Source organism: Streptomyces sp. NPDC051684 (assembly GCF_044453445.1).
Taxonomy (GTDB): domain Bacteria; phylum Actinomycetota; class Actinomycetes; order Streptomycetales; family Streptomycetaceae; genus Streptomyces.
The window spans coordinates 1-14,791 of the sequence record NZ_JBITCS010000058.1; the positions used below are offsets into that span (position 1 = coordinate 1).

The 14,791-nt window shown below is 70.6% G+C and carries 13 protein-coding genes and 4 pseudogenes; 12 read left to right on the forward strand and 5 right to left on the reverse strand.

Annotation, left to right across the window (positions count from 1 at the left end):
* The first annotated feature begins 203 nt into the window (after positions 1–203).
* Positions 204–851, forward strand: coding sequence for a GntR family transcriptional regulator (locus ACIA8D_RS39010; protein ID WP_399239764.1), 648 nt, complete (start codon positions 204–206; stop codon positions 849–851).
* A gap of 69 nt (positions 852–920) precedes the next feature.
* On the opposite strand, the gene arcC is transcribed toward ACIA8D_RS39010, so the two are convergent.
* A complete protein-coding gene (arcC, locus tag ACIA8D_RS39015) occupies positions 921–1,850 on the reverse strand; it encodes a carbamate kinase (protein WP_399239766.1) in 930 nt (309 codons plus the stop codon).
* A gap of 117 nt (positions 1,851–1,967) precedes the next feature.
* Between arcC and ACIA8D_RS39020 the strand changes: the two genes are divergently transcribed.
* The 8 genes and pseudogenes from ACIA8D_RS39020 to ACIA8D_RS39055 all read left to right on the forward strand — a co-directional run bounded on the left by ACIA8D_RS39020 (position 1,968) and on the right by ACIA8D_RS39055 (position 11,294).
* Positions 1,968–2,900: a DUF2877 domain-containing protein gene (locus tag ACIA8D_RS39020; RefSeq protein ID WP_399239768.1), complete on the forward strand. Its 933-nt coding sequence runs from the start codon at positions 1,968–1,970 to the stop codon at positions 2,898–2,900.
* On the forward strand, positions 2,897–4,444 hold the full coding sequence (fdrA, locus tag ACIA8D_RS39025; RefSeq protein ID WP_399239770.1) for an acyl-CoA synthetase FdrA: 1,548 nt from the start codon (positions 2,897–2,899) through the stop codon (positions 4,442–4,444). The genes ACIA8D_RS39020 and fdrA overlap by 4 nt, the downstream gene beginning before the upstream one ends.
* Positions 4,441–5,904 carry a DUF1116 domain-containing protein gene (locus ACIA8D_RS39030; RefSeq protein ID WP_399239772.1) on the forward strand — a complete coding sequence of 488 codons (1,464 nt, stop codon included), beginning with the start codon at positions 4,441–4,443 and terminating at the stop codon, positions 5,902–5,904. Before fdrA ends, ACIA8D_RS39030 begins: the two co-directional genes overlap by 4 nt.
* A 46-nt stretch (positions 5,905–5,950) precedes the next feature.
* Positions 5,951–6,457 (forward strand): DUF1097 domain-containing protein, encoded by a 507-nt coding sequence (locus ACIA8D_RS39035; RefSeq protein ID WP_399239774.1) that lies wholly within the window; start codon positions 5,951–5,953, stop codon positions 6,455–6,457.
* A gap of 190 nt (positions 6,458–6,647) precedes the next feature.
* A complete protein-coding gene (locus ACIA8D_RS39040) occupies positions 6,648–7,496 on the forward strand; it encodes an IclR family transcriptional regulator (protein ID WP_399239776.1) in 849 nt (282 codons plus the stop codon).
* Positions 7,497–7,827: 331 nt separating this feature from the next.
* Positions 7,828–8,331, forward strand: a pseudogene (locus ACIA8D_RS39045) (GMC oxidoreductase); the annotation flags it as partial.
* A 195-nt stretch (positions 8,332–8,526) separates the two neighbouring features.
* Positions 8,527–9,066 (forward strand): annotated as a pseudogene (locus ACIA8D_RS39050) (TerD family protein); the annotation flags it as partial.
* Between the two features lie 149 nt (positions 9,067–9,215).
* Entirely contained in the window at positions 9,216–11,294 is a 2,079-nt protein-coding gene (locus ACIA8D_RS39055) for a phosphocholine-specific phospholipase C (RefSeq protein ID WP_399239778.1), read from the forward strand.
* 41 nt (positions 11,295–11,335) lie between these two features.
* Here the strand turns inward: ACIA8D_RS39055 and ACIA8D_RS39060 are convergent, their stop codons facing one another.
* Both ACIA8D_RS39060 and ACIA8D_RS39065 read right to left on the reverse strand, forming a co-directional pair.
* Entirely contained in the window at positions 11,336–12,010 is a 675-nt protein-coding gene (locus tag ACIA8D_RS39060) for a PepSY domain-containing protein (RefSeq protein WP_399239780.1), read from the reverse strand.
* 122 nt (positions 12,011–12,132) lie between these two features.
* Positions 12,133–12,267, reverse strand: a pseudogene (locus ACIA8D_RS39065) (DUF1345 domain-containing protein); the annotation flags it as partial.
* Positions 12,268–12,329: 62 nt separating this feature from the next.
* On the opposite strand from ACIA8D_RS39065, the gene ACIA8D_RS39070 reads away from it, so the two are divergent.
* Together ACIA8D_RS39070 and ACIA8D_RS39075 are read left to right on the forward strand one after the other, a co-directional pair.
* On the forward strand, positions 12,330–12,812 hold the full coding sequence (locus ACIA8D_RS39070) for a hypothetical protein (protein ID WP_399239782.1): 483 nt from the start codon (positions 12,330–12,332) through the stop codon (positions 12,810–12,812).
* Positions 12,761–13,099 (forward strand): PucR family transcriptional regulator, encoded by a 339-nt coding sequence (locus ACIA8D_RS39075; protein WP_399239784.1) that lies wholly within the window; start codon positions 12,761–12,763, stop codon positions 13,097–13,099. The genes ACIA8D_RS39070 and ACIA8D_RS39075 overlap by 52 nt, the downstream gene beginning before the upstream one ends.
* A gap of 31 nt (positions 13,100–13,130) precedes the next feature.
* Here the strand turns inward: ACIA8D_RS39075 and ACIA8D_RS39080 are convergent, their stop codons facing one another.
* The gene (locus tag ACIA8D_RS39080) at positions 13,131–13,481 is read right to left on the reverse strand and encodes a hypothetical protein (RefSeq protein ID WP_399239822.1); all 351 of its coding nucleotides are present in this window, start codon (positions 13,479–13,481) and stop codon (positions 13,131–13,133) included.
* On the reverse strand, positions 13,481–13,672 hold the full coding sequence (locus ACIA8D_RS39085; RefSeq protein WP_399239824.1) for a hypothetical protein: 192 nt from the start codon (positions 13,670–13,672) through the stop codon (positions 13,481–13,483). Before ACIA8D_RS39085 ends, ACIA8D_RS39080 begins: the two co-directional genes overlap by 1 nt.
* Positions 13,673–13,755: 83 nt before the next feature.
* Here ACIA8D_RS39085 and ACIA8D_RS39090 point away from each other — a divergent pair.
* A pseudogene (locus ACIA8D_RS39090) lies at positions 13,756–14,791 on the forward strand (molybdopterin dinucleotide binding domain-containing protein); the annotation flags it as partial.

Genomic DNA, 14,791 nt, shown 5'->3' on the forward strand with positions numbered 1-14,791 from the left:
GGCTCAACGACCACCCAGGCCTGATCAGTCAGCTCATGACGACGCACCACGAAAACACCAACGCGCCAACCACTTTGCGGACACGACCTAGGACCTGCCGCTCGGAGTTCGACCTTCGGCGGTTCGGCCCCCACCCTCGTAACCCATCTAGAATGGTATACCAAGTCATCTCTTGATATACCGAGGGAATGCGCGAGGACCGGATGGCAGTGGAAGAGGGCAGGGAGGCCGAGTCGGTGCGGATCGCGCGGCTGATCCGTGACGAGATCGTCAACGGCACCCGCCCGCAGGGCAGCAAGCTCGTCGAACGGGACCTGGCCGGCGAACTCGGCGTGAGCAGGGTGCCGGTGCGGGACGCGCTGAAGGCGCTCGTCGCCGAGGGGCTCGTCACGCCGCGCCCCCGGACGTGGGCCGTCGTCCGCGAATTCACGAAGAGCGACATCGCCGACCTCCAGGAGGTGCGGTTCGCCCTGGAGACCGTCACGTTCAAGCTGGCGGCGCAACGCCGCACCCGTGCCGGGCTCGCACGACTGCGTGCCGTGCTCGACGCCGAGCTCGCCGCGGCCGCGTCGGGCGACGCCGTGACCGCGCGCCGGATCGCCGCCGAGTTCCACGAGTGCGCCACGGAACTCGCGGGCAATCACGTCTTCGACGAGCTGGAGCTCACCCTGCGCAGTCGGATGCGCTGGCTGCTCGGCCAGCACGACGACCTCTCGAAGGTCGCCGAGGAGCACCGGCTGCTCTACGAGGCGATCGAGCAGCGCGACGTCGCCGGTGTCGAGGCGCTCGTGCTGCGCCACCTGGAGACCGGGCGGGCTCAACAGGAGGCGCGCGCCCACAAGTTGGGCTGACCCGGCTCCCGTGGGGCGTGGCGCCTGCCACCGGAGTCGGGAGTTCTCTTCCCGCGGGGACGTACGCGGTCAGGCGTAGACGATGCCCTCCGCGACATCGCTGCGGATCTCGGTGCCGACCTTGCGGGCGAGGAGGTCGTCGAGCCGGTCCAGGGGGCCGATGAGCGCTCGGCCGCCCGCGCGCGCGACGCGGACCGCGGCGTCGATCTTGGGCTGCATCGAGCCCGCGGCGAAGGCGAGTCGGCCGATGTCCTCACTGGAGGCGGTCTTGATGTCCCGCTGCTCCGGCGTGCCCCAGTTCTCGCTGACGTACTCGGCGTCGGTCAGCATGACGAGCGTGTCGGCCTTCAGCTCCGCCGCCAGTGCCGCGCTGGCGAGGTCCTTGTCGACGACGGCCTGCACCCCGCTCGTACGGCCCGCGCTGTCGGCCTTCACCGGTACGCCACCGCCACCGACGCACACCACGAGCCGTTGGTTCTCCAACAGCAGCTGGATGTCCGGGGCTTGGACGATACGGACCGGGTCGGGCGAGGGCACGACCCGGCGGAAGGTGTCGCCGTCCCGCGCGATCGTCCAGCGGTACTCCGCCGCCGCCTCGGCCGCGTCCTGCGCCGAGTAGGTCGGCCCGATGAGCTTCGTGGGCTGCTCGAAGGCCGGATCGTTCTCGTCCACCAGCGTCGTGGTGAGCACGGCCGTCACCTCCCGCTCACCCGCGAGGGCGTTGGAGAGCTCCTGCTGGATGACGTAGCCGATCATCCCCTGCGTCTCGGCGCCCAGGATGTCCAGCGGGTACGCGGCGACGTCCTGGTAGGCCAGGTTCTGCAGCGCGAGCAGGCCGACCTGCGGCCCGTTCCCGTGAGTGACGACGACCTCGTGCTCGCGGGCCAGGCCCGCCAGGGCCGCGCAGGACGACCTCACATTGGTCCGCAGCCGGTCGGCCGTCACGGGTTCCCCACGACGGGCCAGGGCGTTTCCGCCCAGTGCGACCACCACTCGCATGGTGACTCCCCTCTCCATACTCCCGCTCACCGTGCTCCCGGGAGGCAGCACCCTCGAAATGGTATACCAAATGGGCTAGGGTGCGGCCAGAAGCTCACGCGCAAGAAGGTGACGCCCATGACCGAGACCGCCCTGCCGTCCCCGACGGCGCTGTCCGTCGATGCCGAACTGCTGGCGCGCCTGCGCCACGGGCCGCTCGACGGGCGCGTGGACAGCACGTTCACCCACGTCATCAATGTTCTGACCGGCGATGACGAGCTGGTGTCGCTGTGTGCGCGCGGCCTCGACGACGCACCGTGGAGCGCGCGGGTCGACGTCGACGACTGGTCGGCCTCGGGCATTCGGGCGGGCGCCCCGGTCACGCTGACCGCCGACGAGGTCGCCTTCGGCACCCCGACACGCCTCGTCGTGCTGATGACGCTCGGCCCGCGCGAATGGCATGCCAAACCGGTCGGCCTGCGCCTGACCGGGCCCCAACTCGCCGTACGAGCCGGGGTCCTCGCGGAACTGCTCGACGCGCACGGCCCGCCCGGCGGCATGCGCACACCACCCGACTCGGCCAACGCCTTCGAGGCCGCGGTCGGAGCCGAACTGCGGCGCGGACAGGCGGCGTTGCACCGATCGGTGCTCGCGGGCGACGGTCCCGGCCTGCGCGCGGCGATCACCCAACTGCTGGGCCTGGGGCCCGGACTGACCCCGTCCGGCGACGACTTCCTGACCGGGCTCGCCCTCCTCGCCGCCCAGCCCGGCGGCCAACTCCCCGGTTACGTCACCGCCGCCCGCGAGGTGGTGGAAAGGCTCCCCGACCGTACGACGCGGCTGAGCCGGACCACTCTGCGCGAAGCGCTGCGCGGCCGTGCGCGGCAGAGCCTGCTCGACGCGCTGCGCCGGCTTCTCGACCCCGCCGAACCGGGCGCCGCCGAGCTGTCCCGCCGCCTGCGACCCCCGGTCGACCGCGTGCTCGCCATCGGCCACACCTCCGGGGCCGATCTCCTGTCCGGCCTGCTGGCCGGACTCCGCCTGGAAGCAGAACTGAGAGGTTCCCTGTGAACGCCACCGCAGTGATCAAAAAGAGTACGTACTTCGACTCGGTGTCGCTGATGTCGATCTCGACGAAGGCGAACCAACTCGGCGGTGTGGAGCAGGCGTTCGTCGCCATGGCCACCGAGAAGAACAAGGAGGTGCTCGGCAACCTCGACCTGCTCACGCCCGAGCTGGAGGCGGCCGGAAGCGGCGACCTCATGATCGTCACCGTGACCGGGGACGGCGTCGACACCGAGGCCACGCTCGCCGCGATCGAGGAGCTCCTCCAGCGCAAGGCCCCGGCGGGCGACGGGGCGCGGATCACCCACCGCACCCTCGCCTCCGCCGCCAAGGCCGATCCGACGGCGAACCTGGCCGTCATCGCCGTCAACGGCGCCTACGCGGCCCGCGAGGCCCGCACGGCGCTCGAGAACGATCTGCACGTCATGATGTTCAGCGACAACGTGGCGCTCGCGGACGAGATCGCGCTCAAGGCCCTCGCCCACGAGAAGGGCCTGCTGATGATGGGTCCCGACTGCGGCACCGCCATCATCAACAACGTCGGGCTGTGTTTCGCCAACGCGGTCCGCCCGGGCTCCGTCGGCGTCGTCGCCGCGTCCGGCACCGGCTCGCAGGAGGTCAGCGTGCGGGTGCACGCCCTCGGCGGCGGGATCTCCCAGCTCATCGGCACCGGCGGACGCGATCTGAGCGCCGAGGTCGGCGGCGTCATGATGATCGACGCCATCCGCGCCCTCGCCGCCGACCCGCGGACGCGGGCGATCGTCCTCGTCTCCAAGCCACCGGCCCCCGGCGTCGAGCGCAAGGTACTCGCCGAGATCGCCACCACGGGCAAGCCGGTCGTCGTCTACTTCGTCGGCGGATCGCGCGAGGCGGTCACCGAGGCCGGTGGCCACTTCGCCGTGAGCAGCCAGGACGCCGCCCTCCAGGCGGTACGTCTGACCAGCGACCCGGAAGCCGTCGTGCCGGGCCCGGACGCCGACCGGATCAAGTCCGTACGCGCGAAGCTGAGCCCTCAACAGCGGTACGTCCGCGGCCTGTTCTGCGGCGGAACCCTGTGCGACGAGTCGATGTACGCGCTCCTCGACGCCGACGAGGACGAGGTCTGGAGCAACATCCAGAAGAACCCGGACCGGGTGCTGCGCGCGGCGGACGCGAGCCGCGGGCACACCTTCCTCGACTTCGGCGACGACGAGTTCACCAACGGCCGCCCGCACCCGATGATCGACCCGTCCCCGCGCCTGGAACGACTGCTCCAGGAGGCCCGGGATCCGGACGTGGCCGTCGTCGTCATGGACTTCGTCCTCGGCTACGGCGCACACGAGGACCCCGTCGGCGCGACCCTGCCTGCGATCGCCGAGGCCCGGAGCATCGCCGCCGCGGACGGGCGCCATCTGGAGATCGTCGGCTACGTCCTCGGCACCGACCAGGACACTCCCCAACTCGCGGCCCAGGTCTCCGCGTTGGAGGACGCGGGGGTCACCGTCACCCGCAGCAGCACCGAAACCGGGCAGTACGCCCGCGCCATCGTCAGCGAGGGAGCCCGCGCATGACCACGCCCAGCAGCACACCCATCAGCACACCCGACAGCACGCCCATCGCCCGGCTCTTCGGCGGCGACCTGAACGTCGTCAACGTCGGCCTCGCCATGTTCGAGGAGGACATCGCCGCCCAGGACACCAAGGTCACCACCCTCGACTGGGTGCCGCCGGGCAACGGCAAGCCCGAGGTCATCGCCGCGCTCGACCACCTCGCGCGCCCCGACATCGCCGCCCGGATCGAGGCCGCCAACGCCGAGGCCGTCGAGCGGATCACCAGCGCCAAGCCGATGCTCGTCGGCTTCGGCCGGGCCATCGATGTGGTGCCCGGCATGACCCCCACCACGATCATCCACGCAGGACCGCCCATCACCTGGGAGAGGATGTCCGGCCCGATGAAGGGCGCCGTGCTCGGCGCCCTCGTCTTCGAGGGCCTCGCCGCCGACCTCGCCGAGGCCGAGCGGGTCGCGGCTTCCGGCCGGATCACCTTCTCCCCCTGCCACGAACACGACTGCGTGGGCTCCATGGCGGGAGTCACCTCGGCGTCGATGTACATGCACGTCCTGCACAACGAGACGCACGGCAACCGCGCGTACACCAACCTCTCCGAGCAGATGTCGAAGATCCTGCGCATGGGGGCCAACGACGAGACGGTCGTCGAGCGGCTGATCTGGATGCGGGACGTCCTCGGCCCCATGCTCAAGGAGGCCATGGAGATCGGCGGGCCGATCGACCTGCGCCTGCTGCTCTCCCAGGCGCTGCACATGGGGGACGAGGCGCACAACCGCAACATCGCCGGGAGCCTGCTGCTCATGCAGGAGCTCGCGCCCCGGATGGTGCAGACGAGCTTCTCCGCCGAGCAGCAGAAGGACGTCTTCGACTTCATCGCCAGCTCGGACTACTTCTCTGGGCCGACCTGGCTGGCCATGGCCAAGGCGGCGCTCGACGCCGCGCACGGCATCGAGGACTCGACCGTCGTCACCACGATGGCCCGCAACGGCGTGGAGTTCGGGCTGCGCGTCAGCGGCCTGCCCGGCAACCAATGGCTGACCGGTCCGGCCCAGAAGGTCGTCGGCCCGATGTTCGCGGGCTACCGCCCCGAGGACTCCGGCCTCGACATCGGGGACAGCGCCATCAGCGAGACGTACGGCTTCGGCGGCTTCGCCATGGCCGCGGCCCCCGCCATCGTCGCGCTCGTCGGCGGCACCGTGCAGGAGGCCCTCGCATACACCCGCGAGATGGGTGAGATCACCACCGCGCGGAACCCGAACATCACCATCCCGTCCCTGGACTTCCAGGGCCTGCCGACCGGCATCGACGTCCGCAAGGTGCTCGACACCGGCATCCTGCCGGTCATCAACACCGCCATCGCGCACAAGGAACCGGGCATCGGCATGATCGGCGCCGGTATCACCCACCCGCCCGCCGAGGTCTTCGAGAAGGCGGTCGTGGCACTCGCCGCGAAGTTCTCATGACGCGGGCCGCCCCGTCGGATCCTCCCCACGGACACCAAGGAGCAATGTGAACCGCTACTTCCTTTGCACCGCCATGTTCACCGGCCTGCTGTGCGGCCTCTGGGGAGGCTTCGCCGGGGCGCTCGGCCTGTCGGCCTGGGCCGGATTCGCCGGCTGCACCGCCTACTTCGCCTGCGACAAGCGCCTCCTGCCGGGAGCGGCCCTCACCCTGACGAGCAGCTGCGCTGGGGTGCTTTGCGCGTGGCTGATGATCCGCGGCGCCGACGCCCTGGGCAGCGCCAACTCGGCGTACGCACTGACCGTTGGTGTCTTCGTCACGTGCATCGTGCTGCTCGGCCGCTTCCGCTGGACCTCGTTCGTCCCCGGCACCTTCGTCGGCTGCTACTCGCTCTTCGCCATCGAGGACAACGACATGGTCCTCCTGCTGACCTCCCTGGCGATCGGCATCCTGCTCGGATTCGTCTGCGACGGGGGCGGCAGCAGGCTGTTCGCGCGCTGGCGGCCGGTGCCGGAGGGGCCCGCGGGACGGTCTTCCGGAGCGGAGATCGAATGAAGCCCTGAGGAGCGGGCATGCGACCTTTACGGGTCCCCCTCTTGACCCGGAACTCTTCGGTAACGTGTTGTTCTCCATGACGCATGGGGGAGCGCATTACGCAACACAATCCGGTCGAGTGCCCGTTCACGTCAAGGGCTTCTCGCAGATGCGACCCGACAACAGGTCGCGAGGTGGTGAGAGTTGAGCTATGACCCGCAAGCAACCGCAGGTGGGAACGGGCACATCGAGCACGTCGGACGCGGCAGGCACCACACCCCGCGCGGAGAAGCCGGCCAAGGGTCCGGCGGCCTCGGTCCAGTCGGTGGACCGGGCGGTGAGCGTCCTGGAGATCCTCGCCCGCCACGGTGAGGCCGGTGTCACCGAGATCGCCGACGATCTCGGGGTCCACAAGTCCACGGCGTTCCGCCTGCTCGGCGTCCTGGAGAACCGGGGCCTCGTAGGCCAGGCCAAGGACCGCGGCAAGTACTTCCTGGCGGCGGGGATGCTGCGGCTGGCCGGGGCGGCGGCGGTGCGTCTCGACATCTCCCAGGAGGGCGCGCCGGTCTGCCGTGACCTCGCCGACGAGCTGGGCGAGACCGTCAACATCGCGGTGCTCGACGAGGACATGGCGGTCAATGTGATGCAGGCCCGCGGCGCCGCCGCGGTGACCGCGCAGAACTGGCTGGGCAGGCGCACTCCGCTGCACGCCACGTCCAGCGGAAAGGTGCTGTTCGCCCACCTGACGCCGGTGGTCCGCGAGGGACTGCTCGCCCGCACCCTGCCCCGCTTCACCGAGCACACGACCGTTCGCACGGCGGCGTTGCGCACCGAGCTGGAGAAGGTGGCGGAGCAGGGCTACGCCATCGCCGTCGAGGAGTTGGAGCTCGGGCTCGCCGCGGTGTCGGCGCCCGTCCGCGCGCACGACGGGAAGGTCATCGGGGCGATCAGCGTGTCCGGGCCGGTCTTCCGGATGACGGCCGAGCATCTGCCGGAGCTCGCCAAGTCCACCGTGGCGGCGGCCGTCGACCTCTCCCAGCGCATGGGGCACGGCTTCTGACGGAATCGGCACGGATCACGCGGCGCGGAGCCGGGGAAACCCGGCTTCGCGTTCGTGTGTGACGACCAGTGTGACGACCAGGTTTCGAGCGTTCGAGCCAATTTGCAGTCGCTTAGGGCCTGTCGTTTGGATCAGGCCGGACTCGCGGGGCCTGACCCAAACGACAAGCCCTAACTCCCGCCCCTTGACGGCGTCTTGGTGTCCTTCCCACTATGACACCCGTCGTCTCTCATAGCGCAACGCATCCCGCGATACGCAACAAGAGGTCGCGTGGCGCTCATTGCGCGGTCACCGCAGAGGAGTTGGGTCGTGCCACAAGAGGTCCGCGCCGAACAACGCCCGGCACGGCTACCCGACCACCGAGAACGCCTTCTGCCTCACCCCCAACGTGACCCGCGCCAAGTCGCGCGGCACGGTCCGCCTGCGCACCCGCGACTTCCGCGACAAGCCGCGCGTCGACCCGCGCTACTTCACCCATGAGCACGACGCGCGCGTGATGACGTACGGCCTCAAGCTGGCCCGCGAGATCGCGGCGCAGCCCGCGCTGAGCGGCCGGAAGGGCGCGGAACTGGCACCGGGCCGGGACGTCCGCACCGACGACGAACTCCTCGCCTACATCCACCAGACCCACAACACCGTCTACCACCCGGCGTGCACGGTGAAGATGGGCGCGCCCGACGACCCCCTCGCCCCGCTCGACGCCCGCCTGCGCGTCGAGGGCCTCCGGGTCGCCGACGGCTCGGCGATGCCGGACCTCGTCACCGTCAACCCGTGCATCACGACGATGATGATCGGCGAGAAGTGCGCGCAATTGCTGCGCACTGAGATGCGCTGAGGTCCCGCCCGGACATGGGAAGGCCCCGGCTCCACGGCGTGGAGCCGGGGCCTTCCCCTCTGGGCCGCCGTCGAAGGCACGGCCTGTCGGGGACGGGGCGAATTGCGCTAAGGGAGCATCAAGGTGCTGGTCGCAGGCCATACTTGAGGGCACGGGGGCGGAAGGGCTCCTGGTCGATTCGAGGCAGGGAGGCGGCGTCCGGTGAGCAACGTCACGACGGGACTGCAGAAGATCGAGGTCAGGCTGCGCTGGGACCCCAGTCCCGTGGGTGAGCCACCGCGCCATCTCGACATCGTCGCCGCGACGTACTCCGCCGACGATCCCCACGGGGACCCTGCGTACGTTGTCCATTACGACAGCCGCTCCCCCGACGGCACCATCAACATGACCCGGCACAGCGAGACCGGGATGGGTTTCGGCTTCGTCGAGGTCATGGCGCTCGAACTCGACCGTCTGGCGCCCTCGTACGGTCGGGTGGTGGTCGGAGTGGTGATCCATCAGGACGCCGACCCGCGCACCTTCTCCGACATCGAGAACGCCGGCGTCCTGGTCGTGGAGAAGTACACGGACCTCCTGGAGACGGACTTCACGCCGGTGGCCGGGTCCACCGCGGCGACCATCGTGGAGTTCCGGCGGAACGACTCGGAGGCCTGGAAGCTCCACGAGTTGATTCAGGGCTTCGACTGCGACGCGAGGGACTTCCCGGCCGAAATGGGCAGCGCCCGGGCCGAATGACCTGCTTCCGGGCGTAGACACGTGGTCGGGCCGCCGGAATTGGCCGGCGGTTTACTGTCCGGACATCCCCGCCCCCTTCCCAGTGGACCAGACCTCTTGAAACACTTTGGCGACTTCTGTTCGCTTCTCCCCCACGAGGCCTTCCACTTATGGCAGAACTGAATCGACGGCGCTTCCTTCAGATCGCCGGCGCCGCCGCCGGCACCGCTGGAACCGCCACCGGTATCGCCGCCCTGACCGACTCCATCGACCGCGCCGCCGCGATCCCCGCGGCCCGCAGGTCCGGCACCCTGGACGACGTCGAGCACGTCGTCGTCCTGATGCAGGAGAACCGGTCCTTCGACCACTACTTCGGCGCGCTGAAGGGCGTCCGCGGTTTCGGCGACCCCCGTCCTGTCACGCTGCCCAGCGGCAAGTCGGTCTGGCACCAGGCGGACGGCACCGGCAAGGAGGTGCTGCCCTACCACCCCGACGCCGAGAACCTCGGCATGCAGTTCATCGCGGGCCTCAACCACGACTGGGCGGGCGGCCACAAGGCCTTCAACGACGGCAAGTACGACGACTGGATCGCCGCCAAGACCACGGGCACGATGGCGTATCTGACCCGCCAGGACATCCCGTTCCACTACGCCCTCGCGGACCGGTTCACGATCTGCGACGCGTACCACTGCTCGATCATCGGGGCCACCGACCCCAACCGCTACTACATGCTCTCCGGCCACGTCGGCAACGACGGCAAGGACGGCGGCCCGGTCCTGGGCAACGAGGAGGCGGGCTACGACTGGACCACGTACGCCGAACGCCTCGAGGAGGCCGGGGTCTCCTGGAAGGTCTACCAGGACATCGGCGACGGCCTCGACGCAGCGGGCGGCTGGGGCTGGATCGACGACGCCTACCGCGGCAACTACGGCGACAACTCGCTGCTCTACTTCAACAAGTACCGCGACGCCAAGCCCGGCGACCCGCTCTACGACAAGGCCCGCACCGGCACGAACGCCAAGGCGGGCGACGGCTACTTCGACGTCCTCAGAGCCGACGTCAAGGCGGACAAGCTGCCGAAGGTGTCGTACGTCGCCGCCCCGGAGGCGTTCTCCGAGCACCCCAACTTCCCCACGAACTACGGCGCTTGGTACATCTCCCAGGTCCTGGACGCGCTGACCTCGAACCCCGAGGTGTGGTCCAAGACGGCGCTGTTCATCACGTACGACGAGAACGACGGCTACTTCGACCACGTGGTGCCGCCCTTCCCGCCCCGCTCCGCCGACGACGGCCGCTCCACCGTGGACACCACGCTCGACGTCTTCGACGGCAACGCCACGTACGGAGCGGGCGTCTACGGCCTCGGCCAGCGCGTCCCGATGATCGTCGTCTCCCCCTGGTCGACCGGCGGCTACGTGTGCTCGGAGACCTTCGACCACACCTCGATCATCCGCTTCATGGAGCGCCGCTTCGGGGTGCGGGAGCCGCACATCTCCCCCTGGCGCCGCGCCATCTGCGGCGACCTCACCTCGGCCTTCGACTTCTCCCTCAAGGACACCGACCCGGCCGGACTCCCCGACACCGACGCCTACGAGCCGCCGGACCGCGAGCGCCACGACAGCTACGTGCCCAAGCCCCCGGCCCAGGGCACGCTGCCCGTGCAGGAGAAGGGCAGCCGCCCCTCCCGCCCGCTGCGCTACGCCCCGGCGGTGGACGGCGCCGCCGACCCGGCGAGCGGCCGCTACCAACTCACCTTCACCGGCGGCCCGGACACCGGTGCCCAGTTCTATGTGTCGGCCCCGGTGCGCACCGACGGCCCCTGGACCTACACCACCGAGGCCGGCAAGAACGTCTCCGACAGCTGGAACACGACGTACTCCAAGGGGACGTACGACCTCACGGTGCACGGGCCGAACGGCTTCCTGCGCGCCTTCCGCGGGCCCGGCACCGCCAAGGCCCCCGAGGTCACGGCCCGGCACGTCGCCGACTCCGGCAGCCTGGCGCTGACGATGACCAATCCGACGGGCGCGGCCGTCCACCTCACCGTCGCCAACGCCTACGACGACAAGAGCGAGACGTTCACCGTCAAGCCCGGTGCCACGGTGCAGCACACCGTGGACCTGCGCGCGGGCAAGCGCTGGTACGACGTGTCGGTGGTCTCCGACGCGGACGAGACCTTCCTGCGGCGCTTCGCGGGCCATGTGGAGAACGGCCAGGTCGGCGTGAGCGACCCGGCGATCCACACCTGACGGAACCCCGGTGGGGCGGACGGCCGCCCCACCGCGGGAGTTCAGTCCCGGTCGACGTGCTCGTTCAGGACCTTGCCGTTGGCCGCGTCGATGTCGAACGTCGTCTTGTCCCAGGTGGCGGGCGTGACCACGTCGACCGACCAGACCGTCGAGCCGCCGTCGGAGTCGTCGAGGGCGACGGCGGTGACCTTGCCCTTCTTGCGCTCCGTGGCGGTGTCCGCGGCCTTCGTCGCCGTGATCTTGGCCGCGGCGAGCTTGTCGGAGTTCTCCGTCTTGTCGTCCGCGTCCTGGTCGCTGTCCGTCGTGGAACCGCTCACCTTGCCGGTGACGGCGTCGATCCGTACGTCGGTGCCCGTGCCGTCCTGCGCGACGACCTCGGCGTCCCACTCCGGGTTGCCCTGCTTGTCGTCGCCGAGCTCGATCTCCAGGAGCTTGCTGCGTGACACCTCCGACTCGGCGGTGCGGGCCGCCTTGTCCCAGTCCACCTTCGTCGCGGACAGCAGCTTCTTGCGCTCGCTCTGGTCCTCGTTCAGCCGGCCGGACGGGCTCGCCGAGCCGTTCTGGTCCTTCTGGGTGGCACTCTCGCTCTCCTTGGTGCCCGAGGAGGTGTCGTCCCCGTCGTCCGACGAGCAGGCGCTCAGCAGGGCGAGCGACGCGGCGACGGCGCACACGACGCCGACGGCACGCCCTCGCGCGCCTCGGGTGCTGCGCTTCACGGGTACAGCGTGCATGGGTGGGCCTTTCGTGCCGTGGGCCTGGGGGACGCCCGCCGATCGTCGCAGCCTCCCCGGGGCTCGGCATCCCGACACGGTGGCCGCGCCGCGCGGGTGTCCACCGGTCAGCCGGTGACGATGCCCGCGACCAGGTTGATGGCCGTGGCCAGCAGGCTCGTGCCGAAGAGGTACGAGAGGAGACAGTGCCGCAGCACGACCGAGCGGATCACCGAGCTGGAGACGTTGGTGTCGGAGAGACGCGCCGCGGCTACTTCTGAGGCCCTCGCCCGACCGTCCCGCACCCACAAGGGGAGCACCACCCATGGCCGATCACGTCGCGGACACACCTGGTCGGGTACCGGGCCTGCCCGACCCCCTTCTCGGTGAGCTGGTGGCGTGGGCGGAGCGGCGGTTGCCCGCGCTGATCGACGACGTGTGCGCGGCCACCCGCGACCGCATCGACCTCTACCGCGACGAAAGCGTCGTCCCGGGCGCGGAGTTGCGCGCCTCGGTGTCGGCCAACCTGCGGTTCATCCTCGACGGTCTCGCCGGGCCCACGTCCGCGCCCGATCTGTCAGCGCCGTCCGAGACGGGCCGGCGCCGCGCGCGGCAGCGGGCGCCGCTGCCCGAGGTGCTGCGCTGCTACCGCATCGCCTGCGCCATGCTCTGGGACCTGTTCGTCGAGCACGCCCGCCGCGTCGCCCGCCCGGACGTCCTGGACGCGCTGCCCGGACGGCGCTCGCGGACCTTGCCGTGGGCAGGCCCGGCGTACGGGAGTTCAGTACCAGCCCGCTGGCCGCGCTGATCGCCCACGACCCGGACGAGGGACGGCGTCTGGCCAAGGAGGTGCTCGGGCCGGTGCTCGCGCTGCCGTCGGAGGACCGCGTCGCACTGCTGCGGACGCTCCAGGCCTACGTCGATCACGACGGGTCGGCCGAGAGCGCGGGTCAAGTGCTGCACTGCCACCCGAACACCGTCCGGTACCGGCTGAACCGCGTGCGCGAGCTCACCTGCCGCTCGCTCAGCGATCCGCGTGCGCTGGCCGAGCTGGTGACCGCGACGGACGCGGTCCGGCTGGGCACGGACGGCTGAGGGCGGGCGGCTGAAGGCGGGCGGGGCCGGCTCACTCCAGGCGTCGCAGCAGCCGGTGGGCGCGCTGTTCGGCGGCCGCCAGCTCGGTGGGGTCGAGCTCGGCGGGCCACAGTTCGCCGGCCGCCGCCTCGTCGGCCTCGCGCAGTTCGACGACGGCCTCGGCGAGCCGTGAGCGCAGCTCCGGCAGCGTGGCGGCGCCCGGCTTCTCCAGGACCCGCTCGGCGAGTTCGTCGGCGGCGCCGCAGGCTGCCAGCGCGCGCCGCACCCGTTCCGCCGCGCGCCCGTGGACGAGGACGAGGGCGCACAGCAGTGCCACGACGCTGCCCAACGCCCGGTCCTGGACGAGGTCTTCGGCCGGTACGGGTGTCGCGAGGTCACTCATCAGCGGGCCAGGCCCGGCGAGCCGCGCTCGACGGCCCCGGCCCGCGTGTCGGTCGCGCTCTCGAACTCGGCCATCGACAGCAGCTCGGCCAACAGCTCCGGCTGCCCACGACGCCGCCCCAGGAGCAGGACCGCCTGCCCCCGCAACTGTCCGAGCAGTCCCGCCGGCCGGCTCGCGGAACGGATCAGCACGGTCCAGGCGATGGCGGCGAGCCGTACGCAGGGCCCGCCCGCGCCCCCGCGTTCGGCGGCGGTCGCGGGCCGCAGACCGAGCGCTGGGCCGCGAGGGCGCGGGCCCCTCCCTCGTGCGCGGGCACAGCAACGTGCAGGGCAACCGGACCTGCGGCATCGACCACCGGCCCAGTGACACGTTCCTGGACCGGCTCGCGGAGGCGTGCGAGATCGACCCGCCGCGCGAGCACGGGCTCGACACGGTCGGCACGATCGAGGCGATGCGGCGCGGCGACGTGAAGGGCTTCGTCGGCATGGGCGGCAACTTCGCGCTCGCGGCGCCCGACACCCCGTATACGGACGAGGCGTTGCGGACCTGCGAGCTGACGGTACAGGTGAGCACGAAGCTCAACCGGAGCCATCTCGTGCACGGGCGGCGGACGTTGATCCTGCCGTGCCTGGGCGATGAGCATGGTGCACCTGTCCGTCGGCATGAAGCGCCCGGCGTCCGAGCACCTGCTGTCCGAGCCGGCGATCGTCGCCGGGATGGCGCACGCCACGCTGCCCGACAGCAGCACACCCTGGGAGTGGTACGTCGAGGACTACGACCGGGTCCGCGACTCCATGGCGCAGGTCATCGACGGGTTCGAGGACTGCAACCGCCGGGTGCGCCTCCCGCTCGGCTTCCGTATCAAGCAGCCCGCCCGCGAACTGGTCTTCCTCACGGCCTCCGGCCGCGCCGAGTTCTCCGCGGCACCGCTGCCCGACGTGATCCCGGAGCCGGGCACCCTGGCGCTGGGCACGATGCGCTCCCACGACCAGTGGAACACCACCATCCACTCGGACAACGACCGCTACCGGGGCGTCAAGAACCTGCGCGCACTGGTCTTCCTGAACAAGGACGACATGCGCGAGCGCGGCATCGGCGAGTTCGACCCGGTCGACATCACGAGCACGGCCCGGGACGGCAGCAAGCGTGGCCTGAAGGGCTATCCGGCCGTCCCGTACGACATCCCGCGCGGCTGCGCGGCCGGGTACATGCCGGAGATGAACGTGCTCTGCGCGATCGGCGACCACAGCACGCAGAGCGACCAGCCGATCATGAAGCATGTGAAGGTGACGGTCGAACCCTCGGGCTGA